Source organism: Moorena producens 3L (assembly GCF_000211815.1).
Taxonomy (GTDB): domain Bacteria; phylum Cyanobacteriota; class Cyanobacteriia; order Cyanobacteriales; family Coleofasciculaceae; genus Moorena; species Moorena producens.
This window is the reverse complement of record NZ_GL890973.1, coordinates 1-20,220: the sequence shown is the minus strand read 5'-3', so window position 1 is coordinate 20,220 and position 20,220 is coordinate 1. Positions and strand designations below refer to the sequence as shown.

Annotated in this window: 18 protein-coding genes and 3 pseudogenes; 16 read left to right on the top strand and 5 right to left on the bottom strand. The window is 42.3% G+C overall.

From position 1 onward, the window contains the following. Window positions 1-64: 64 nt before the first annotated feature. Both LYNGBM3L_RS49645 and trxA read right to left on the bottom strand, forming a co-directional pair. Entirely contained in the window at window positions 65-391 is a 327-nt protein-coding gene (locus tag LYNGBM3L_RS49645) for a hypothetical protein (RefSeq protein WP_063747961.1), read from the bottom strand. A 95-nt stretch (window positions 392-486) separates the two neighbouring features. Further along, a complete protein-coding gene (gene trxA / locus LYNGBM3L_RS31815; protein WP_008191112.1) occupies window positions 487-813 on the bottom strand; it encodes a thioredoxin in 327 nt (108 codons plus the stop codon). 198 nt (window positions 814-1,011) lie between these two features. On the opposite strand from trxA, the gene LYNGBM3L_RS31810 reads away from it, so the two are divergent. Together LYNGBM3L_RS31810 and LYNGBM3L_RS31805 are read left to right on the top strand one after the other, a co-directional pair. Continuing rightward, window positions 1,012-1,377 carry a recombinase family protein gene (locus tag LYNGBM3L_RS31810; RefSeq protein ID WP_008191111.1) on the top strand — a complete coding sequence of 122 codons (366 nt, stop codon included), beginning with the start codon at window positions 1,012-1,014 and terminating at the stop codon, window positions 1,375-1,377. A gap of 426 nt (window positions 1,378-1,803) precedes the next feature. After that, window positions 1,804-2,829: pseudogene (locus LYNGBM3L_RS31805) on the top strand (CBS domain-containing protein); the annotation flags it as partial. 452 nt (window positions 2,830-3,281) lie between these two features. On the opposite strand, the gene LYNGBM3L_RS31800 reads toward LYNGBM3L_RS31805, so the two are convergent. Next, on the bottom strand, window positions 3,282-3,746 hold the full coding sequence (locus LYNGBM3L_RS31800) for a nitrate reductase associated protein (RefSeq protein WP_044495739.1): 465 nt from the start codon (window positions 3,744-3,746) through the stop codon (window positions 3,282-3,284). 20 nt (window positions 3,747-3,766) lie between these two features. Continuing rightward, complete coding sequence (locus LYNGBM3L_RS31795; RefSeq protein WP_008191106.1) at window positions 3,767-4,234, bottom strand: phosphate-starvation-inducible PsiE family protein; 468 nt, start codon at window positions 4,232-4,234, stop codon at window positions 3,767-3,769. A 1,410-nt stretch (window positions 4,235-5,644) separates the two neighbouring features. Between LYNGBM3L_RS31795 and LYNGBM3L_RS31790 the strand changes: the two genes are divergently transcribed. The 14 genes and pseudogenes from LYNGBM3L_RS31790 to LYNGBM3L_RS49220 all read left to right on the top strand — a co-directional run bounded on the left by LYNGBM3L_RS31790 (window position 5,645) and on the right by LYNGBM3L_RS49220 (window position 18,772). Continuing rightward, window positions 5,645-6,097, top strand: a complete 453-nt coding sequence (locus tag LYNGBM3L_RS31790; protein ID WP_008191104.1) for a hypothetical protein — start codon at window positions 5,645-5,647, stop codon at window positions 6,095-6,097. A gap of 367 nt (window positions 6,098-6,464) precedes the next feature. Beyond that, window positions 6,465-6,617, top strand: a pseudogene (locus LYNGBM3L_RS50720) (HetP family heterocyst commitment protein); the annotation flags it as partial. 139 nt (window positions 6,618-6,756) lie between these two features. Beyond that, a complete protein-coding gene (locus tag LYNGBM3L_RS44755) occupies window positions 6,757-6,933 on the top strand; it encodes a hypothetical protein (protein ID WP_008191101.1) in 177 nt (58 codons plus the stop codon). A gap of 181 nt (window positions 6,934-7,114) precedes the next feature. Beyond that, entirely contained in the window at window positions 7,115-10,342 is a 3,228-nt protein-coding gene (locus LYNGBM3L_RS31780; RefSeq protein ID WP_008191099.1) for a peptide cleavage/export ABC transporter, read from the top strand. 804 nt (window positions 10,343-11,146) lie between these two features. Further along, the gene (locus LYNGBM3L_RS31770) at window positions 11,147-12,748 is read left to right on the top strand and encodes a beta-barrel domain-containing protein (RefSeq protein WP_008191094.1); all 1,602 of its coding nucleotides are present in this window, start codon (window positions 11,147-11,149) and stop codon (window positions 12,746-12,748) included. A 172-nt stretch (window positions 12,749-12,920) separates the two neighbouring features. Then, window positions 12,921-13,355 carry a HetP family heterocyst commitment protein gene (locus LYNGBM3L_RS31765; protein WP_008191092.1) on the top strand — a complete coding sequence of 145 codons (435 nt, stop codon included), beginning with the start codon at window positions 12,921-12,923 and terminating at the stop codon, window positions 13,353-13,355. A 1,120-nt stretch (window positions 13,356-14,475) separates the two neighbouring features. After that, window positions 14,476-14,808, top strand: coding sequence for a hypothetical protein (locus LYNGBM3L_RS31760; RefSeq protein WP_008191090.1), 333 nt, complete (start codon window positions 14,476-14,478; stop codon window positions 14,806-14,808). 78 nt (window positions 14,809-14,886) lie between these two features. Then, on the top strand, window positions 14,887-15,222 hold the full coding sequence (locus LYNGBM3L_RS31755; RefSeq protein WP_008191088.1) for a hypothetical protein: 336 nt from the start codon (window positions 14,887-14,889) through the stop codon (window positions 15,220-15,222). A 204-nt stretch (window positions 15,223-15,426) separates the two neighbouring features. Continuing rightward, complete coding sequence (locus tag LYNGBM3L_RS31750; protein WP_008191086.1) at window positions 15,427-15,759, top strand: hypothetical protein; 333 nt, start codon at window positions 15,427-15,429, stop codon at window positions 15,757-15,759. Between the two features lie 288 nt (window positions 15,760-16,047). Then, complete coding sequence (locus LYNGBM3L_RS46280) at window positions 16,048-16,335, top strand: hypothetical protein (protein WP_008191084.1); 288 nt, start codon at window positions 16,048-16,050, stop codon at window positions 16,333-16,335. Between the two features lie 305 nt (window positions 16,336-16,640). Further along, window positions 16,641-16,928 carry a hypothetical protein gene (locus LYNGBM3L_RS31740; protein WP_008191083.1) on the top strand — a complete coding sequence of 96 codons (288 nt, stop codon included), beginning with the start codon at window positions 16,641-16,643 and terminating at the stop codon, window positions 16,926-16,928. A 284-nt stretch (window positions 16,929-17,212) separates the two neighbouring features. Next, a complete protein-coding gene (locus tag LYNGBM3L_RS31735) occupies window positions 17,213-17,509 on the top strand; it encodes a hypothetical protein (RefSeq protein WP_008191080.1) in 297 nt (98 codons plus the stop codon). Window positions 17,510-17,755: 246 nt separating this feature from the next. Continuing rightward, a complete protein-coding gene (locus LYNGBM3L_RS31730; RefSeq protein ID WP_008191078.1) occupies window positions 17,756-18,514 on the top strand; it encodes a foldase protein PrsA in 759 nt (252 codons plus the stop codon). 123 nt (window positions 18,515-18,637) lie between these two features. Continuing rightward, window positions 18,638-18,772 carry a hypothetical protein gene (locus tag LYNGBM3L_RS49220; protein ID WP_008191076.1) on the top strand — a complete coding sequence of 45 codons (135 nt, stop codon included), beginning with the start codon at window positions 18,638-18,640 and terminating at the stop codon, window positions 18,770-18,772. A gap of 378 nt (window positions 18,773-19,150) precedes the next feature. On the opposite strand, the pseudogene LYNGBM3L_RS37585 reads toward LYNGBM3L_RS49220, so the two are convergent. Next, window positions 19,151-19,409: pseudogene (locus LYNGBM3L_RS37585) on the bottom strand (ISKra4 family transposase); the annotation flags it as partial. Window positions 19,410-20,220 lie beyond the last annotated feature (811 nt).

Here is a 20,220-nt window from a genome sequence, read left to right as displayed (position 1 = left end):
AGAAGATATATCCCAGTGTCCTTTTGCCTTAAGCTATCAGCTAATAGCTGATAGCTTACCTGTTTTACCCTACAGTAGTTAATTGATATTTTCTACTAGCCACTAACCTGTTGCGGCGATTCATTCCTACTTCTATCATAGCAGGCCTTTCTCTGTTCACTACTTCGGTAAATTTGCCGGAATTAGCCATAACTTGTCTACCTGGTGCGTAAGCTTCAATCACATTACCGCTCACAGCACACATCACCATTAAATAGTCACAAACTGGGCATTCAGTTTTGGTGACCTGATCTCCAGCACAAGCATAATGTGATGCTTGAGAACCGATTAAGTAGTGACGTTGAGCCATATTCCCACAGTTGGGACATCGGACTGATTGAGTAGTCTCCATTGCCGATTCTCCTCATTTACATGTCATTGCTTGAAGGAAATAAGTCAGAATTTAACTCATAATTCAGAAAGTTTTTTAAATTTTTCTGTTTTTAATTAACCCTGAAGTTGCTTTTCAAGGGCGGCAGTAAATTTTTCATAGGGAACAACTCCTACAATATTTTCTACCACCTCACCGCCCTTAAAAATCAGCACAGCAGGAATACTGCGTATCCTGTATTTTTTGGCAGTAGCTTTGTCGGCATCAATATCGATTTTTACGACCTGAACGCGATCTTTGTAGTCTTCAGCAAGTTGTTCCATGAAAGGACTAATCTTACGACATGGACCACACCAAGGGGCTGTAAAATCCACGACTACTGGCCCTTCATAGGTTAAAATTGAATCAAATTCACTGTCTTTGATGTAAGGCACTGTACTCATGATATACTCCTTAAATTTTTGAAAACTACCACAAACTTATAGTCAAGGATCAACGGTCAATGATCAACATAGTTACCACTTTTATCTTCCCTTAAAAAGAGGGGCGGTTAATCGGTTTGAATAGCTGTAATAACCAGGATGGCTAAGGCTATAGTTTGGTTTACCATAGTTGTATGAAGTTGCTTGATGCATTAAGTTATGGCTGCTGAGGAATTAGAAAGGGATAGCCTGATCGAAAGGCTAAACCAAGGTAGACAAGCGAAGGCAACTATGGGTGGCTATGCAGGTTATGGTTCACCGGCCTTCGGTCAACGGGCCCTAAATGGTGAGTTGGTGGATGATCCCCAAGAACAGCATGTAATTGAGTTAATTCGCCGTCACCATAAATCGGGCAAGTCATTACAACAAATCGCTAACTGGCTCAATCACCATGGCTATACAACCAAGCGTGGTCAGCAGTGGAAACGGATCTCGGTTAAACGGGTTTTAGACCGGCTATACGGTAGAACCCCTAGGTTGTCTACTTTGCCTCAAAACCCCAGTCAAGGGAACTTAAAAGAGTAAGCTCCAAGCTGGTAAAGTAGTTAGAACACCTTCAACACAAAGTTAGATAAGCCAGAGAACCTGATCGGACAATTCCATCGGACAATTCCATCGGACAATGCCATTGGACAATGCCATCGGACAATTGCCAAGCTAGGTCAGCAATGCCTAATTATTTGCCCCTAAGCCCACATGGTTAAAGTCCCAGGCTCCCTGGCAACCTCTAAAAGCCAAAAGCTAGGTCATATAAGGGTTAAAGGTTATTTTGCTGTAACATCTATTTATTATATACCTTTATACAAGTTATGTGCATATTATTTATGGGTTTACGGGATTTGTCCGTAACATCCCTCTAAAAAAACCCAGGCTCAGTAAATACACCAGCGCCATAGTTTTAAGCGGTTGGCGGCGGTCGTAGGTCACGGAATTTCACCCATCAAATTAATTATGCAACTCAACGACCGACTTATCTGCGCCCCAACCCTAGAAGAAGCAATTGACGATCAGCCTTTAATCGTTGCTCCTGAGACCCTCCTAATAGACATAATTGCTTTGATGAGTCAGGAGGGAGGCAAAAGTTGTTCATTGCCCAATTTCCACTCACCATCAGACCAGCTCACCATTCGTGAACCACGGTCTAGCTGCGTTTTGGTAATGGAATCAGACAAGTTGCTGGGAATCTTTACTGAGCGCGATATTGTCCGGCTAACGGCTAATGGAATTAACTTTGAAGAGGTAACAGTAGCTGAGGTCATGGCACAGCCTGTGATTACCTTTCCTCAAACTGCTTGTCGGGATATCTTTGCCGCCTTATTTATATTTCGTCGGTTTCGGATTCGCCACTTACCAATTGTGGATGATCATGGTCAGCTAGTGGGTGTTGTCTCACCAGAGCGAATTCGCCAGGTATTGCGACCAGCCAATCTGCTCAAGTTACGGCGGGTATCAGAAGTGATGACCCCCCAGGTGGTTAATGCCCTTCCAACTGTCTCAGTATTGAGTTTAGCCCGACTCATGAATAAGCACCGAGTTAGTTGTGTGGTGATTACATCTGACCATGGACAGGATAACTGTCTGCCAGTGGGGATTGTCACAGAGCGGGATATTGTCCAATTTCAGTCTCTCAAGCTGAATTTGTCTAAAGTCCAGGCTCAGGATGTGATGAGTACACCTCTATTTCTGCTGAGTCCGGAGGATTCTCTATGGACAGCTCATCAGGAAATGCAAAAGCGTCGTGTGCGGCGATTGGTGGTCTCTTGGAATTGGGGTAAAGAAATTGGTATTGTCACCCAAACAACCCTGCTGCGAGTGTTTGACCCAATGGAAATGTATGGGATTGTGGAGACATTGCAGCAAACAGTTGAGCAATTAGACCCAGCCAAAGAATCCGTGAACAAATCCCACAAAGCCATTCCCCCTGGTGAAGAATCTGGGGAGGTGGCAGAAAATGCGATCGCTTTATCAGGAGATAGGTTTAATCATAAATCAGAGCCACCCAACACAGACCAAAACACAGACCAAAACAGAGAACTAACAGTGATTTTGTCACAACCCATAGAGGGTCAAGCATTAAATACTTCCCAACAGTGTGAGGCTTTCAAATACCCCAAAAGTAAATTGGGTACCACTCAAGATTATCAACTGTGTATCCTGCTCAACACTATTCAAGCTATTCTAGAAAACCTAGCTGACCACTCTACCCTATCATCAGAATTACGTCAAAGCCAGCTTAAGTCAGCCTTAGATAATCTTGATAAAATGCGAGAGCTAATACAGAAAGCCCAAAACCAGTCTTGTCAGGATCAGGTCTTGGTAGATCAGCTAGGTACTTCTAGCAGTTAAGCTAATCCAGATTTAAGGGGCATATTTGACTTGGTCTGAATTTGTTGAAGGGTGTTCGCCGTAGGCGTCCCTTGTTGGGTAGGTTAACGGTTAACAAAAACTAATTGGAATTCCTTTAGTGCTGGTAAAAAGTTTTTGTTTTCATGACTAGGGCGCGTCAGTTTAATCAGGGCAAAACGTTGGATAGGAGTTAGTGCTGCCCACTGTTGAGTAGTTACTACAACTCCAAATTCCATAGCTTTTTCCGCCACGGTAGATGGAATTACCTGAGAATTCATCCAGGGAGCTTGGGGGTCAACAGGTAAATTAGAAGCCGGTTTTCCTGTATAGTTTATAACTAGGTGTTGAACATAGTCTCCATACTTTTGGATTGACTCAGTCGTAGTGCAGGGTATCTCTACCAGTTGTTGACGCTCGTGTTGATTAAACTGATGCCAGTGGCTCAGGTTAAGTTTGATGCCGCAAGTATCTAATTTCATCCGCACTTGCATAGGAATGCACCGTAAAGAATCCACAAAATCCGTTTCAAATTGGAAAAAATTAGTCATAGTCTTCTCAATCTTATTCATTAATGAAGTTTTCTTGTGCTAGTACTGCGGATAATCCAGTAACTAATTGATAGAGATATAATGGCAATTGCTAATCCAATTACCTGGCTTCCAGAAGTTTTTTCCAGGTCAAGAATAATGATTTTACGGGCAACGGCAATTAAAGACGTAACAACAACTAACTCAAGTTGAATAACATGTTTTCGCAGATAAGCGGTTATATTCTCTAAAATTTCTAGTGCAATGAGAATATTTAGAAACAGTCCAAATATTTTGAAAAGTGTTTTGCTCAAAACTATTGCTTCTGGATTGGTTATTTCTTTAACTAGTGAGATAACTAGGCTTCTAAGTGCAACCAATATTACCACCACCATCACCAAAGAGAGAACTTTGGAAACAAAACCCTCGAACAGATTTAGCCCGTATAAAAAATTCTCATCTTTGCCTGCATTTCTAAGTTTTTGGAAGAGTTGTCTTAACCGCCTCATAGGAATAGGTTAGTAAAAATACAGATGATGGTTGATTTTAACACTTCGACGGGGTATAAACGGAACAGATGAGTCAATGTTGTGGTTGCCTTTCCCTGATGCCACCCCCAGGGTAAGCGCCAGAAAAAATTGCCCATAATGTGCATTGGCTGGATATCGGTTGATCGTGGCTCGAAACCCCTATAATCTCGTAGAACTTGATTCTCAATAGAGTTTAATAGTTGATAATGAACCCAGTTTTTTCTCAATAAGCTACAGCTTATTGATTCTTGCGCTTACCCTGATGCCACCCCCCTTGTTCAACTATCACAATCTCTATGACGTCATAAAGCCAAGACGATCGGCAAGAGGGAGGGCGTTGCTGATTCATGCAATGATTGAAGGTAATTGGGAATTGGGAATTGGGAATTGGTCACTGACCCGACTACACTTGACGGAGTTCCTTAGTTCAGTAACCCTAGAGGGAGAATAGACCCGAAGAGGGGACAGAGGGGGCAGATTGACCATGATATTTGTCACAAAAATTTACATTGGGGGTGGAGCAAGATTTAGTAAACATATAGTAAAGATTTGATTAAAGTTATCTTTAAGTTGAGCAGGGTGACATATAGGTCCTAGATTTCCTTCTCAGCTTACTCAAGATTACGTGAAGATTGTGTGAAATTTGCGTAAATTTGGTAATTTTGTGAAGAAAATATGAACAAAATGTGAATGTAGAAAAGAAATGTGAGTTTTCGCTTGACAATTACCCCTTGAATTTACTAGATTTCCTTTTGTAGATGAACAAAGTTTCAGGTTCAAGATCATCGGCGTGAAATATAACTTCATCAACCTGACAGCCAAACCAATCCAATTTTGGATTTGTCTTTTTTGAAAGAATCAAAGAGGGTAACTATGCTCAAGAAGCTTGATTTTATTGTTTCAGCTCACTCGGCCAGCTTTTTGAATAGAACTTGTAACTACTTCAGGTTAGACGCCATCGCCGTTATGGAGCTAAGGCTGAGTAGATATACTCAAATCGTTCAGCTCAGCAGTTAGCCACACAGAAACTCTAGATAAAAACTCTATAATATTGGTAAATTCAGGTGCTCATCTGTTTCGGTGTCTAGGTGTTTGGGGATTTACTCCAGACAACATAAAATTTTTCTGTCTAAAGACAGAGGAATTTAAAGAGGGTTTGTATTTTTTGTTGTTGTAACTGGCCTGAAATAGGATCAATATTTCACGCTCATCTGCGCTTACTCTATGTAGGCAAGCCTCTGGTATTGTGAAAAATTAGGTGTAACATTAGGTGTCACAACAGCATCAACTTTGAAAAAATCATCCGACAGACTCATGAACATACCATTAGGAAAGCGGAAGCCATCGCCGCGTTCTCTAATCCAGCTTTTTACTAAGAGGTTTTCAGGGGTGCTTAGCAAATTGAACCTAAAAGCAGTAGGTTTAAATCCCACTGACGACCCTAGCCATAGCTGGCAGTGCTGTGGGTTAACTATCTCGAACCGATTGCTGAGGGTTCTTACATCTGACACCTCCGACACTGGTGTTGGCACTGAAGGCATTGAACACGATAGCAGCTTCCGGAATGATGTGCTATCGTCAAACGTATCAGTCTCGGTGGGAGCAAAAAAGGGGGCAATCAGCTTACTGCAAGGGATGTTCAATCTCCTGAAAGTATTTTGTGACATAACTGCAATCACTGAGCTGCCCACATTACAAGGGACTCATATGGGGCTGATTGGGAAAACTCAACCCCACTGGCAAGTATTTAGATTGGTAATCGATCTCAAACTCAAGTCGGTTCTACTCCAGCAGTTGTTAAATCGATTGTGGCCAATGATCATGGTGGAATATGTTGAGTGAGTGAGCCTCAACATATTCCACCGATTAATCCTTGGGTTGAGAGTTTGTTATTGTCCCCCACGCTAGTTTGTAGTAGCTTAAGTGTTTATACAAAGCGTGTTTATACAAAGTTTAGACAAACAACTATGAGCTAAAAGCCCATAGTCAGCTACGTGGTTCAATTGCAATAATCCAAAACCTGTTCCAAGGCTTAATTATTACCCCGGTGAACTGGCAACTTCCCTTTGCCAGTTGGGTATAGACCATTACATGATGTCGTTAATTCTGGGTGACTACCATGGCCAAAAAATTACTCTCAATAACTAGTAGACCATCAACTAGTAGAACATCTCAACCAACGTCAACCTCTACGAGCTCTGAACAAGTCATGAATAATGAGCAGCTTAACCAGGTCGTAGAAGCTATCATCGCGGGCAAGTATTCTTGGGCTTGTGTGTTAGTTCTGCGTTTTTCTGGTTACAACCCCCTCCATTACATCCCTTACCGAACCTACAATCGCTTAATCAAAGAAAATAGTCAATCTGGTAAGCATCCAGTTGGCAAAACCCCTGTCTCACAATCACAGGTTGTTAGTAAGGTCTAGTCAGGGTTAGGGAAAGTTGGGAGATTCATCAAGTCTGAAGTTAACCACCTGCCTAGGTCAGTTTGATTGATTATTGATGCAGAGCCTAGTTTTCAACGTCTTCCCGTTTAATCTGTTGAACTGCACTCGCATCAACCGCACTATCTGCTTAGATCTAGCTGACATCTATTGGCTTGATGAGCTGGCTGATGACTTGACCTCCTATCTCCCTTTCCCCAACCCTTATGGGTTTACTTTACACCAGATGCTCTAGGGGGAATTTAAAGTTTCGATGAAGTTTACTTAAAGTATTTGTGAATTTTTTGTGAATTATTGGTAACTAGCCGGTTAATGACTTGACAAAAACTAAGTTATTAGATAAATAAATGTAGTTCATTATAAATGGTTAATTGTAAATGGTTAATTGTTAAAAATCAATTTTCAATGTTTAACATATGAAGAATATAATCAGGGATTCAGCAGAGCCTAGTAAACCACCGTCTTCTATCAACCCAGACCCTGCTAGCAATTTATCAGTGGTGCTTCAAAGCTTGACCCTAGACTCAGTCGATCCAAAGCTCAACTACGAATTTAGTCAATCATTTGACCTTGATCACTTCCAGCTAGGGGATAAAATCCTTGCCTATACTAAACCAGAGCTATCCCAAGATTCTGTTGAGATTGAACAAGATCACCAATATCTTTACCTAGTTTGTCAGGGTCGGGTACGACTACTAGGCTTTGATGCTGAAAAACAGCGGGAGGTTTCCATACAGGTACTCGAAGAAGGGGAAACTTTTGGTGCCTATGATCTCTTAGGTAGTCTATCCTATCCTTACAGAGCGATCGCAGCGAGTTCAGGACAAGTTGCTCGTATTTCCCTAAATCAACTCTTGCCTTGGTTGGAACGGTTGCCAAAGTGGTCGGAAATCCTGGGGAAACAAGCCCAGCACCGGCAATGCCTAATTTTCTTCAAGACTTTGACCAATTTGCGATCGCTTAACGGTGTTACCATAAATCAACTGTTGCCCTACATCGTAGAAACACGCATTGAGGCTGGGGAGTCTCTGGTGTCCTCTTCCCAAGCTGGTCATTGCTGGCTACGTAGTGGTCAAATGGGAACGCCAGAAGGAACAGAGGCAAATTCCTCTGCTCCATTTCCTAGCATCGGAGAAAGTTGGGGATATCCGATGCCAGTACCCACAGATTGGATTGCCCAAACTGATGTATTGCTTTACCAGCTGCCTCAAGAGCATTGGCAAGCGGCTTGCGCGATCGCACCAGTTTTGGCTAACTCCACCGAGTCACCGGATCAGGAGAACAGGCAAAGTGCTAAAAATGGTGACGGTAAATCTCCATCGGATCAAGGCGTAGTTAACAAGACCCATACTCCGTCACCACATGCAAACCAGACTAGAGCACGACCGACTCGGCGAGTTTTAGAAACTCCTAAGCAACAAACGCCCCTTGAACCCAGTCAGTCAGAAAGCTTTGATTTTCCCAAACCAGCAAAGCCGGGTGGGAGATTCCTAAGGTTTTGGCAGCGCTATCCTTTTATTGAGCAGCAAGCTTCTTCTGATTGTGGTGCTGCCTGCTTAGCCATGATTGGGCAGTATTGGGGCAAACGCTTTGCTCTCAACTCCCTGCGGGAACTGGCGGGAGTGGGTCGTTCTGGTTCATCCCTCAAAGGTTTAGCTAAAGCAGCGGAAAGTTTAGGGTTTCAAGCTAGTCCAGTCAGGGCTTCTTTAGGTCGCTTAGCGGATCGGAGTAATCCTTGGATTGCTCACTGGCAAGGAGATCACTATATTGTTGTCTACCAGGTAAAGGGTAATAAGGTACTCGTTGCCGATCCAGCAGTGGGGAAGCGATCGCTTGCTCGCAAAGACTTTCTCCAAAGTTGGACTGGGTATGCCATGCTATTGGATCCAACTCCCCAACTAGCAATTACTCCCAGCGACAAACGTTCTTTAGGGCCGTTTTGGGGATTGCTATGGCCCCATCGCTCAGTCCTGCTGCAAATTATCTTGGCTACCCTCATCCTTCAGGTTTTTGGTCTGATTACTCCCTTATTTACCCAGATCATTCTTGACCGGGTGATTATTAACAGAAGCCTTGTCACTCTCAATGTCTTCTCCATTGGTCTAATCATCTTTGGCCTTTGGACGATTGGGGTTAGTCTCACCAGACGCTACTTGCTGGACTACTTTTCCAATCGGCTTAGTCTCACCTTCGTCAGTGGCTTCATTAACCATACCCTGACCTTACCCCTGAAGTTTTTTGAATCCCGCCAGGTGGGGGATATCCTGACCCGAATTCAGGAAACTGGAAAAATTCAGGGTTTTATAACTCAGCAAGCGATTGCGACTTGGCTAGATGTGGTGATGGTGTTTGTCTATATTGGACTAATGCTCTACTACAATTGGCGCTTAACCTTGCTGGTGCTGGCAACGATTTTCCCCATCGCCATCTTGACTGTGATTGCCAGTCCCTTTCTACGCCAGGTGTCCAGGGAAATCTTTAAAGAAGCAGCCCAACAAAATTCTATGTTAGTGGAAATGATGTCAGGGGTTGCTACTGTGAAAACGGCGGCTTCGGAACAAGAAGTGCGCTGGCGCTGGGAAGATCGCCTCACCAATCAGTTGAATGTACAATTTAAAGGTAGAAACCTGGCTAACGGGTTAGGGTCAATTAGTTCTCTAATTAATACTCTCAGCAGCACCGCTTTGCTTTGGTTTGGCGCTAGCTTAGTAATTAATGAGCAGCTTACTATCGGTCAGTATGTCGCGTTTAATATGCTCATTGGCCGAGTCACTGGTCCGATTTTGGCTCTAGTGAATCTTTGGGATGAGTTTCAAGAAATCTTGGTGTCTGTAGAACGGCTTAATGATGTCTTATCTGCTAAGCCAGAGGAGAATCCTCAAGAACCAATGTTGGTTCTACCTGAGATTAAGGGTGATGTAATATTGGAAGATGTTACCTTCCGATACTCCGAGGATGAGGATCGCAATATCCTACAGAATATTTCCCTACAGATTAGGGCTGGAGAAACCATTGCTCTAGTGGGGCGCAGTGGCTCTGGCAAGAGTACCTTGGTGAAGCTACTGCAAGGTCTCTATCATCCGACTAATGGTCGTATTTTGATAGATGGACACGATATCCGCCATATTTCCCCCCAATCTTTGCGTTCTCAAATGGGTGTGGTACCCCAAGAATGTTTCTTGTTCTCGGGGACAATTGTCGAAAATATCACTCTCTACCGACCGGATTTCAGCCTGGATGAAGCCGTAGAGGTAGCCAAACTAGCAGAAGCTCATGCTTTTATTCAAGGTATGACTTTGGGATATAATACAAAAGTAGGAGAGCGAGGCTCTACCCTTTCTGGTGGACAGCGACAAAGGATTGCCATAGCCCGAGCCCTATTGGGCAACCCCAAGATTCTGATTCTGGATGAAGCGACTAGCTCCCTAGATACAGAATCCGAGCGCCGCTTTCAACAAAACTTAGCTCGCATTAGTCGCGATCGCACTACCTTCATCATCGCCCACCGCCTCTCTACAGTGCGCAATGCTGACTGCATCCTTGTCCTAGACCGAGGTGTTCTGGTCGAGAAAGGCAACCATCAGGAACTCATGGATCGTCAAGGTCTTTACTATCATCTAGCACAGCAGCAGCTAGATCTTTAATAGATCGTTAACAAGTGCTCATTAGTCATTAGTTATTAGTTATTAGTTATTTAGTCATTAGTCATTTGTAAATCCCCATAGACCCTGGTTAGTCACAAAGGACTAATGACTAAGAAAATTTGAAGCTACCTATGACTATATCAAACTATGTAAAAATTTGCCAATTTGGCAACACAGTCATGTGAAAAGGACTAATGACTAATGACTAATAATTAATGAAATTTGAAGCTAGCTATCACTATGTCAAGCTTTGTAAAAAGCTGCCAAAAATCTGCCAATTTAGCAACATACTCAGATGAAATTGATCTTTTATCAGAAAAGTGGAAAAGCCCTGTGTGAATATAAGGGGATGAAAACGTGTTCAGATATGGCTCCACACCCATTTCGTAACCACCGTTTAGAATCCCCTGAGAATTCTCCATGACGCACACTCACCGGAGAGTTTAATTCCAATTCCTTTGTTTAATTCATTCCCATGCACCCCACTAAAGGTGAGACGCAGGTAACTTGGAGAGCCTAACCCTAGGGTCAGTCCTGCTCAAGTCCACACCTCACAGCGTGCTCAGGCAATAGGTTTGACCGACCGACGGCTACTTAAAGGGGAAGGGTTTAAGTTCTGATCTCGGGGTGCATTGAAGCTATCTGAAAAAGGGGCAAGTAGAGTCAGGTAATGCCAAAGATTTCGGCCTGCCCAACAATACCAAACTCACCCCGGGAAGCTAAGGGCAGCACGAGAATTGGTCGCTTTCTTTCCCAAAACATTGGTCATTTCCCTAAAATGTTAATTTAGCGTGATCTACCACCATGACACAAGCAAAACCAATCAACTCCCCACCTGAGGCGGCTACGAGTCGTCAGGGTAACGTCGTTTTAATGCCATCAGGTCGCCTGAGACCTGATTATGACCAAGAGCCAGGCTCACCCAGCACAGAGGTAGGAAGCAATACTGCCAATGCTCCTAGTACGTCCAAATGGTCAACCTCGATACAAACTACCCTCGACCAGCCTCCGGCGAACCTTCCCCGGCTCTTGATGTTGGGTGGATTAAGCTTCTGTACGATATTTGTGGCTTGGGCAACGTTTGGGCAGATTGATGAAGTCGGTAAAGCTCATGGAAGCTTAGTGCCAAAAGGCGACGTTTATAAAGTTGACCCGATTGAGCCAGGCAAGATTGCTAGTATTAAGGTCAAAGAAGGGCAAGCGGTTAAAGCTGGGGAAGTCTTGGTGGAACTGGATACAGAGCTTGCCACTCAGGAAGTAGAACGTTTAGAGAAAGTTCTTAATGCAGACCGGATTAGGTTAGTTCAGATGCAAGGACTGCTTGAAAGAACCCGTCTAGAAGTAGAAACTCGTGAGCAGATTACCCAAGCAGAAGTTCAAGCACAACAAGCTTCGATCGCACGAGCACAAGCTAGTGCATCGGCAATTAGACAACAAATCATTCAACATCAGTTAGCTAAAGCTGCTAATCGCGAACGATTACAACGGATGAAGCTGGTGCAGGCGACAGCCCAAGAACTGCTCCAGCAACGGCGGGCTAATGTAGTGGCTCTCAAGGAACGACTCGATAACCTTAAGCCTCTGTTGGCAGAAGGAGCAATCTCGAAAGAACAGGTATTTCAAGCAGAACAAAGCTTTCGTGCTAGCCAAAGTGCTGTTACCGAAAGCAAACTGCAAGAGGGTTTGAGTACTCGCGAACAGATCTTTCAAGCTCAGCAAAGTATACGCGATCGCGAAGCGGCGACTAGCCAAAGCCGAGGTGAGCTACAACAAACTTTAGCAGAAATTAAGCGACTAGAGGCAGAATTAGAGCATCGGCAAGCAACGGGACGCACCACTCGCCTGGAAGCACAGCAGAAAATTCAACAGTTGGAAGTGGAACTGACCCAAATCAAAGCTAGAATTTCTGAAAATGAAACCCTGGTTACTACTGCTAAAACCAGGCTCAAACAGAAGTTTCTCAAAGCGCCAGTGGATGGGATAATATCTTCCCTCAACATTGGTAATGCTGGTGAAGTCGTGCAACCGGGACGTAGCATCGCCGAAATCGCTCCTCAAGGTGCCCCCTTAGTGCTATCCGCAAGTTTGCCTACTCGCGAGGCAGGGTTTATTAACGAAGGAATGGCGGTGCAAGTGAAATTTGATGCCTATCCCTATCAGGATTACGGCATCATCAAAGGCACGGTGATTTCCATCTCTTCCGATGCTAAAGCCGATCAAGTAATGGGTTCAGTCTATAAGGTGAAAGTGTCCCTCGACCGTGACTATGTGATTGAAGAGGATGAAATCATCCGGTTTAAGGCTGGTCAAACCGCCAATGCTGACATCATCATCCGCCGCCGTCGGATTATCGATTTCTTATTGGATCCGATGCGACAACTGCAAAAAAGCGGCATCGATCTATAGTGCTCTGTTCTCAAATCACTTTCATCACTGACTGATCGTTTTCCGTTGACGGTTAACAGTTGACCGTTAATTTTTAGTAGTCAACTTGCTAGTAATTCCTTGAAATCTGCAAGTTAACTGCACCCCAGCTTATAAACTATTGACCTTTAGACTTACAGGATAAGAAATAACCATGACCTATCGTATTCCTTCTGCCAATACCAAGCTCGACAAAATGATGGATATTGATAAGTTTAGCGAGATCGAGGAAGCCATCCTTGATGGCAAATATTCTTGGGCTTGTGTGTTAATGCTACGCTTGGCAGGCCATAACCCCCTAGACTACATGCCTTCTAGAACCTACAGCCGCTTGCTCAAACAAAACCGGGACATGATCTTACAGAAGCAAGCTAGTATGATGACCAATAGCAATAAAGTCTTGAATGCACGGCAGCGTTTGAGCCAGATCAAAGATCTGGCTTATGTAGAGACCCTTGGCAAGAAAACTTCACAGGTCCACGGTGGCGATCAAGAACAGTGCTTAATCACTGAACTGGAAGAAGAGGAATCCATCCTCAAGAAGTTAACCGATTATTTACGGCAAGACTGTTTGGTTTCCCTGTGGTGAGCAGGTATAATCATTTTCCTACCCATCCTCCTTGTCATTACCAGCCACTGCTTACCACCACACCAGATCAGACTAAGCCTGTGGTCAAAGTAATTCATTAATAACCGCCTTGTCCATTAGGTGCGCTTTTCGTTGGCGAATTAAATTCGCCACGGGTCGCACCTGTTGATGGACGAGGCGTTTTTTTATCTGATCACAGACCGGAATGAAACAGCCCTAGTAAAAACAGCCCTAGTACTCTGTCAATTTAGTTTTGAGGGTGAGGGCTAGGTGGCACGGTTAATGGTTAAGCGGGCCTAATCTAAGGGTTTAAGCGTGGCTAATCCCTAGTTAACCTAAGTTCGACGTAACCCTGAAAGCCTTAATCTAGCCTAGTTGCCCAACCCTTGTATTCCTTAGTCTTTCCTCAAGCGATCGCTTATATCGAACTCAGGTTATACCAATTCTTAGCGCTCACACGGCTACACATTATTAATTTCATCTCCCCATCTCCCCATCTCCCCATCTCCCGATCTCCCCACACGCCCCCTCTCCTCACACTTCCCACACTCCCTGCTCCCTGCTCCCTGTTCCGGTGATCCGCTGTTCCCTTTGCTATTAACTAATGACTGGACATAGCACGGACTTTAGCACTTACTTTAGTTGTGGGAGGATTCAACCATCAATCTCAAGCCAAAGTGGCGTTCATATTTTTAATTAGATTTGATATAATAACCGGTTCATTACTAATAATTTACTTCACTAAAACCCCATCAACCTTACCCATCTCTTTGAACTAATTCAGAATCGGTTACTAGTCACTCTTTAGTTGTGGGAGGAGTCAAGCATCAATCTCAAGCCAAAGTGGCGTTCATTTTTTTTTATATTAGATATAATGACCAGTTTATTCCTAAGAATTTACTTGACTAAAACCCCAGAAATATTACCAATCTATTTGAACTAATCCAGAATTGGTTACTGCTGACTACATCCTTTTAGTAAATCCAGTGATTTTCAAAAAATAAAAGCTTGAAGCCAAATTGGCGAGACATGCCTAGGGGAATATGGATATAGTTATATCAACAGCTAAAACAAAGCTGCTCCACAGAAATAAAATCAACAACAAAGAAGGAGAAAATCAATGCTTATTTCTGACTTAAACCATCTAGAATCCGTTGAGGCTAGCCAAGTTCAAGGTGGTACTACTATTGCTGGAATCCAATTCGACAACAATGTCACCAGCGTTTTCAACACCACCAGCACCATCACCGAAACTGAAGTTTTCAATACCAGCATTACTTCTAGCGTAGACATTAATGGTATTACCGCTTCAGGTGGTACTACATCTGAAGGTTCTAGCGATCAAGGTAATAACGTTGCTACTAAGCAAGAAAGCGTCTTCATCACTATTGAGCAAGGTGGCGTAACTGGTTCCAAGTCTGTAGGTCTTGGCTTCTCTGGAATCAGCCGTTAGTAATTAATCACGAAAAGTTTCTGATTAATTAGTTTCTAAACCTCGATTCATCATCAACAACCAACAAGGAGAAAATCAATGCTTATTTCTGACTTAAATCATCTAGAATCCGTTGAGGCTAGCCAAGTTCAAGGTGGTACTACTATTGCTGGAATCACATTCAACAACAATGTCACCAGCGTTTTCAACACCACCAGCACCATCACCGAAACTGAAGTTTTCGATACCAGCATTACCTCTAGCGTAGACATTAATGGTATTACCGCTTCAGGTGGTACTACATCTGAAGGTTCTAGCGATGCAGGTAATAACGTTGCTACTAAGCAAGAAAGCGTCTTCATCACTATTGAGCAAGGTGGAGTAACTGGTTCCAAGTCCGTAGGTATTGGCTTCTCTGGAATCAGCCGTCATTAATTAATCAGGACAAGTTACTAATTAAGTAATTTGTAAACCTCGATTCATTATTCAGGGTAAACGCATCTTATTTTGAAATGCCTACTGGATATGAGATTCATATGATAAGTATTTTAACTTATTAAGTTTGAAATCTTTTCTGAGTAACGTTTCTATAATTTAGATGGGTTTGCCCATTATTAACAATAAAAAAGGAGAAAATCAATGCTTATTTCTGATCTAAACCATCTAGAATCCGTTGACGCTAGCCAAGTTCAAGGTGGTACTACTATTGCTGGAATCACATTCAACAACAATGTCACCAGCGTTTTCAACACCACCAGCACCATCACCGAAACTGAAGTTTTCAATACCAGCATTATCTCTCGTGTAGACATTAATGGTATTACCGCTTCAGGTGGTGTTACATCTGAAGCTTCTAGCGATAAAGGTAATAACGTTGCTACTAAGCAAGAAAGCGTCTTCATCACTATTGAGCAAGGTGGAGTAACTGGTTCCAAGTCTGTAGGTATTGGCTTCTCTGCTATCAGCCGTTAGTACTTAATCAGGAACTTTTTGTGATTAAGTAATTTGTAAACCTGGGTGTATTCATATCCTAATATAATGCATTAAATTCAATTCTATATCAAGATTATTGCACTCATTTTTAGGTGTAATTCATTCATTTTGATGACTTCAAAATACTAAAGTATCAGTAGTTATATCAAACCGGAACTCAATAGGTTAATTGCCAAATTAGCGAGACAAACATTTTGAACTTTGATAGTTTAATTGAAGTGTCAAACAAGCAGTTTTATTAAAAAACAAAAAGGAGAGAAATAAATAATGATTATTTCTGATCTAAATCATTTAGAAACTATTGCTGAAGACCCCAAAGTTGTGGGTGGATATGGCTACTACCAACCTTACTTCCCTTTCGGATTTAACAAATTTATCAACGTCGGTATTGACATTGAAGAGAACGTAGCTACGATTGATGGCCGCGCACAAGCCTTTGGTGAGAAGACCTTCACTAACGTCACTGGCAGTACTACCACTACTGAGCATGGTTCTCAATCTACCCTAAGTACAATATCTGTTAGTTCTTCTAAGAATAAGAAGCATTATTACTAAAACGGCTTAGAGTAATCCTTGAGACTTAAGGCTATCAATGCTGCGGAAAGATGAAGCAAAAATCAGTAACATCTTTCCGCAGCATTAATCACAATGGGAGCATCCCATTTTTGTGAATTGGTAGTGGAAGCATTTTGCTTGTGGTTAGTAAAATAAGGACGTAATTGGTAGTGGGAGCATCTTGCTCGGTACTTACAGAAAACGGTGCTCCCAATTTATCATTTTTAGTTGCTTTTATATTTAGTTGCTTTTAGATGCTCCCGATCACAATTAACTATTACCTAATTTGACCAGGAGAATCATTCATGAAAATTGCTCAATTAGAATATTTTGAGCTACAGGCAACAGACCACCCTATTTTAGGTGGTTTTGTTTTTACTACTGCTGAAGCCTTCGCTGGTCCTGGCATTGGTGCCACTAATGCTCAGGCCGATGCGTTAGCTCAGCATACCGATACTTCCGTAGAAAGCTTTATCCATGTAGACGAGTTCTTTTCTGAAGCTAGGGCAAAAGCTGAGGCTAGGGCTAGGGATCGTCATTACTGGGGTTATTCTGTCCATGATCCCTTTGGGATTTATCGTTTGATTGGATAACTCAACAAATATATAGCAGTTATCAATTCGGTGAGGTACTTTGCTTATCCTTTTAAGGCAATAGGCAAGCTAGCAATAGGTAAGCTAGCAATAGTAACAAGGGTTTTAAGGGCTCCATCGCTTTTCTGATAATGTTTTTGTCAATTATCGTCCACTGATTCCAAGTTACCCGATCCGAATATTCCTGATCCGAAGTTCCCGATTTATGCAAAAAAATTAGTGAATTTTTCAATAATTAAAATGTTTTTAACTCGTTCCATTAGTAACAAAGGAGTTTAACGATTATGTTTGATCACTTTCGGTTATGGGAGTTACCTGGCTCATTTACAACCATGAACGGTAGTCATTCTGCAATTATATCTGTATCGGAAGTAAATTCTGAGGCAGCAAGTACTATGAGTAATGCCATGAGCATGGATCCTAAGGGAAACATGGCTACGAGTGCAGTGCAAGCATCTGCTAATAAAGCCACAAACACTGCGGGTATTGTTGAAGCTAGGGCTGGTACTGATAACTTCTCAGTACCTGATATTCAGGAAGCTTTTTTCACGAGGACTAACTTTTTTAGCAGATACTTCTAAAGCTATCAGCTTAATAAAATCTAGTTTCTGTGTGCTGGCTTCAAAACGGGGATTGAGGGGCGAGGTGTTTTGATTGAGGGATAAGTCTCAACTTTGATTTTTGCTGGCAAATACTCCGCCCTCAATTTGGCAAATTGGCAAAATTTAGGAATTGCTTTTTGTATGATGATAAGAGTCAGACAGTTAACTCAGCTGACTCTGACCAAGACTGTAAGTAGTTCCAGTTATAGTTCATAATCGGGTGTAATGGTTGACCTTTCCAAAGCATCGGTGACTCCAGAGGAAATTATGTACTCCTTGAAAAAGGAGATGCATCTGAAGGGCATCTGTCAAAAAGTTTTGTATCAACGAGTTATCAATAAAGCGGCTCAAGAAAGAGGGATAACAGTCACACCAGAAGACGTGCAAGCTCAGGCGGATGAGATCCGTTATGCCAATCGTTTGGAAAAGGCAGCAGAAACATTGGCCTGGCTGGCAGATCAGATGGTGACAGCAGAGGATTGGGAAGCGGGAATTAGCGATCGCTTGCTTGCCCAAAAGCTTGCTGAGTCCTTATTTTATAAAGATGTGGAAAAAAGCTTTGCTCAAAATCGACTGGACTTTGAGCAAGTTTTGGTTTATCAAATTCTGGTGGATTCTGAGGAAATTGCTCAGGAGCTTTTCTATCAGATTGAGGAAGGAGAAATCAGTTTTTATGAAGCTGCTCATTTCTATGATATAGACCCAGAAAGGCAGCGACGGTGTGGCTATGAAGGAAAGTTGCCTCGTTGGAGTTTTAAGCCTGAGATAGCTGCCCTTATCTTTAGTGTTCAGCCAGGAGAAGTGACTCATCCCCTGCAAACCGAACAAGGATATCATCTTTTCTTAGTTGAAGAATTTATTCCAGCTGAATTAACCGAAGAAAAGTCTAAAGAAATTTTACAGAGTATGTTTCAAGAGTGGCTCAATAGTGAAGTTAACTATATGATCCATAGTGAAATTAGTACCATCAATACTGGGGAATAATCCCAATGCTATTAATGGTTTTAGAGAGCAGGGAGCTTCGGAGCAGAGAGCAGGGGTAAGTAAATTTAATTTACCTCATAACTAAAATAACTAACGAAAATTACTAACTAGAGTGATGTAACCATGAGACGTTCCCAGACAATCAGAAAATGGATAGTTTCAGCAGATGGTACGGTTGTAGTCCAAGCCGAAAGTACAGCAACTGCCTCTGGGGATGAAGCAACCATTATTCAAGAGGTTACTGTCAAAAGAGACTAGAGTGGCAGAATTTATAGCAGAAGTTCATCCTCTTGCTATGCTTCTTATAGTAAGTAGTTTACCTATAGCATTTCTAAATCAATTATACAAAATAATTACCGTTTTTGACCTTGTCTTGAGTAAGCATTTAGCTATCAGGTTTGGGCCTGTGACCACGCTACTTGAGGTGCTATCAGCTTTGGGTCTGTGGCCAACGGCTGACGGCTGACTGCTGAATGCTTACCAAAATCTAATGCATATAATAGTACAACTCCAGTCTCAAAATAAACATGGGGGAGCAACCCAAAAAACAGGGGAGAGCGACCCAAATAGCCAGCCTCAAAATAAACAGGCGGTAGGAATTTTAATTACTTTTTGACTGCCACTTTTTGACTGCCACTAAAGACAGTTGTTTAGATCAGCACATCTATGTTTAAGAACTTGAGGAACATTTTCCGAGTTCCACTCTCGCCCAGAAATTTTTAGTCTTCGATCAATTTGCTTTACTGTAGATTCATACACGATCCCAGGCAATGGAGCAAATTTCCTGAAGTTTATAGTAACTATAATTAATAATTCGAGTTCGATGACTTTCTAGATAGTTACAAAAATTAGTTGCTTGTTTTTTCTTTAAAAGAGATATTAACTCAATAGTTTCGGTTCTTCAGTACCTACTATGCTAAATTTATAGTTTACCCCCCCCCCGAAAAGCTTACTGTGTAAGGGTTATGAGGCTATTTAACCATAAATTTTTCCCATATAGCTGCCTCTTCCTCCTGCTCCGAAGTCCCTGCTCCGAACGCGCCCCGCGTGGCCTACGGCCTCAGTCCCTTTGGCAAAGTGTTAATTTAGCATAACAAGTACGGAAGAGCCATAAAAATAGGTAAGTTAACTGTTGATTAATTGATCTCAAGTCCTGAGGATGAGTGATGATTAACAATATCCGCGTTTTTGCTTCCCCTTACTTCTCCCCATCTCCCGATCAGTTTTAATCATTAGTATTTAAGGGTCGATGATATGACGACCAGATAGGGAGTATGGTGGTCTGTAAGCTGGCGAATTTAAGTTGGCGAATTATTGAGGGGTATAACCCCTAGGGTAATTGACAAACCGGATCACACTATCAGGGATCACAAAGCTTCTCTAGGAGCTGAGACATTGCTGTACTTGTGAATTTTGTTTAAAGTTTATAACAAGATTTTATCAAGAGAAAGTAAAGTAATTGTGAAACTATTGATAACTACTAAACTGATTATATGAATAGTTAGTTTAGTGAAAATGTTATGAAAACTTGACAACTCTATCTAGCTGGTTAACTTCAATCTGGCCACTTAACTTCAATAAGATTTGATAAACTTTTATTTAAGCTATTGTCAAAACCGTGAATTGATCGTGAAAACAACTTGACAGCGCCGATTAACTTCACATAGGATGATTCCGGAGATTGTCCTTGGGGTTACTGGTAAGGA

Excerpts from the sequence above, each read along its gene's own strand:
- LYNGBM3L_RS49645 (WP_063747961.1), bottom strand. The coding sequence starts at position 391 with ATGGAGACTACTCAATCAGTCCGATGTCCCAACTGTGGGAATATGGCT.
- trxA (WP_008191112.1), bottom strand. The coding sequence starts at position 813 with ATGAGTACAGTGCCTTACATCAAAGACAGTGAATTTGATTCAATTTTA.
- LYNGBM3L_RS31810 (WP_008191111.1), top strand. The coding sequence starts at position 1,012 with ATGGCTGCTGAGGAATTAGAAAGGGATAGCCTGATCGAAAGGCTAAAC.
- LYNGBM3L_RS31800 (WP_044495739.1), bottom strand. The coding sequence starts at position 3,746 with ATGACTAATTTTTTCCAATTTGAAACGGATTTTGTGGATTCTTTACGG.
- LYNGBM3L_RS31795 (WP_008191106.1), bottom strand. The coding sequence starts at position 4,234 with ATGAGGCGGTTAAGACAACTCTTCCAAAAACTTAGAAATGCAGGCAAA.
- LYNGBM3L_RS44755 (WP_008191101.1), top strand. The coding sequence starts at position 6,757 with ATGCAGAGCCTAGTTTTCAACGTCTTCCCGTTTAATCTGTTGAACTGC.
- LYNGBM3L_RS31780 (WP_008191099.1), top strand. The coding sequence starts at position 7,115 with ATGAAGAATATAATCAGGGATTCAGCAGAGCCTAGTAAACCACCGTCT.
- LYNGBM3L_RS31770 (WP_008191094.1), top strand. The coding sequence starts at position 11,147 with ATGACACAAGCAAAACCAATCAACTCCCCACCTGAGGCGGCTACGAGT.
- LYNGBM3L_RS31765 (WP_008191092.1), top strand. The coding sequence starts at position 12,921 with ATGACCTATCGTATTCCTTCTGCCAATACCAAGCTCGACAAAATGATG.
- LYNGBM3L_RS31760 (WP_008191090.1), top strand. The coding sequence starts at position 14,476 with ATGCTTATTTCTGACTTAAACCATCTAGAATCCGTTGAGGCTAGCCAA.
- LYNGBM3L_RS31755 (WP_008191088.1), top strand. The coding sequence starts at position 14,887 with ATGCTTATTTCTGACTTAAATCATCTAGAATCCGTTGAGGCTAGCCAA.
- LYNGBM3L_RS31750 (WP_008191086.1), top strand. The coding sequence starts at position 15,427 with ATGCTTATTTCTGATCTAAACCATCTAGAATCCGTTGACGCTAGCCAA.
- LYNGBM3L_RS46280 (WP_008191084.1), top strand. The coding sequence starts at position 16,048 with ATGATTATTTCTGATCTAAATCATTTAGAAACTATTGCTGAAGACCCC.
- LYNGBM3L_RS31740 (WP_008191083.1), top strand. The coding sequence starts at position 16,641 with ATGAAAATTGCTCAATTAGAATATTTTGAGCTACAGGCAACAGACCAC.
- LYNGBM3L_RS31735 (WP_008191080.1), top strand. The coding sequence starts at position 17,213 with ATGTTTGATCACTTTCGGTTATGGGAGTTACCTGGCTCATTTACAACC.
- LYNGBM3L_RS31730 (WP_008191078.1), top strand. The coding sequence starts at position 17,756 with ATGGTTGACCTTTCCAAAGCATCGGTGACTCCAGAGGAAATTATGTAC.
- LYNGBM3L_RS49220 (WP_008191076.1), top strand. The coding sequence starts at position 18,638 with ATGAGACGTTCCCAGACAATCAGAAAATGGATAGTTTCAGCAGATGGT.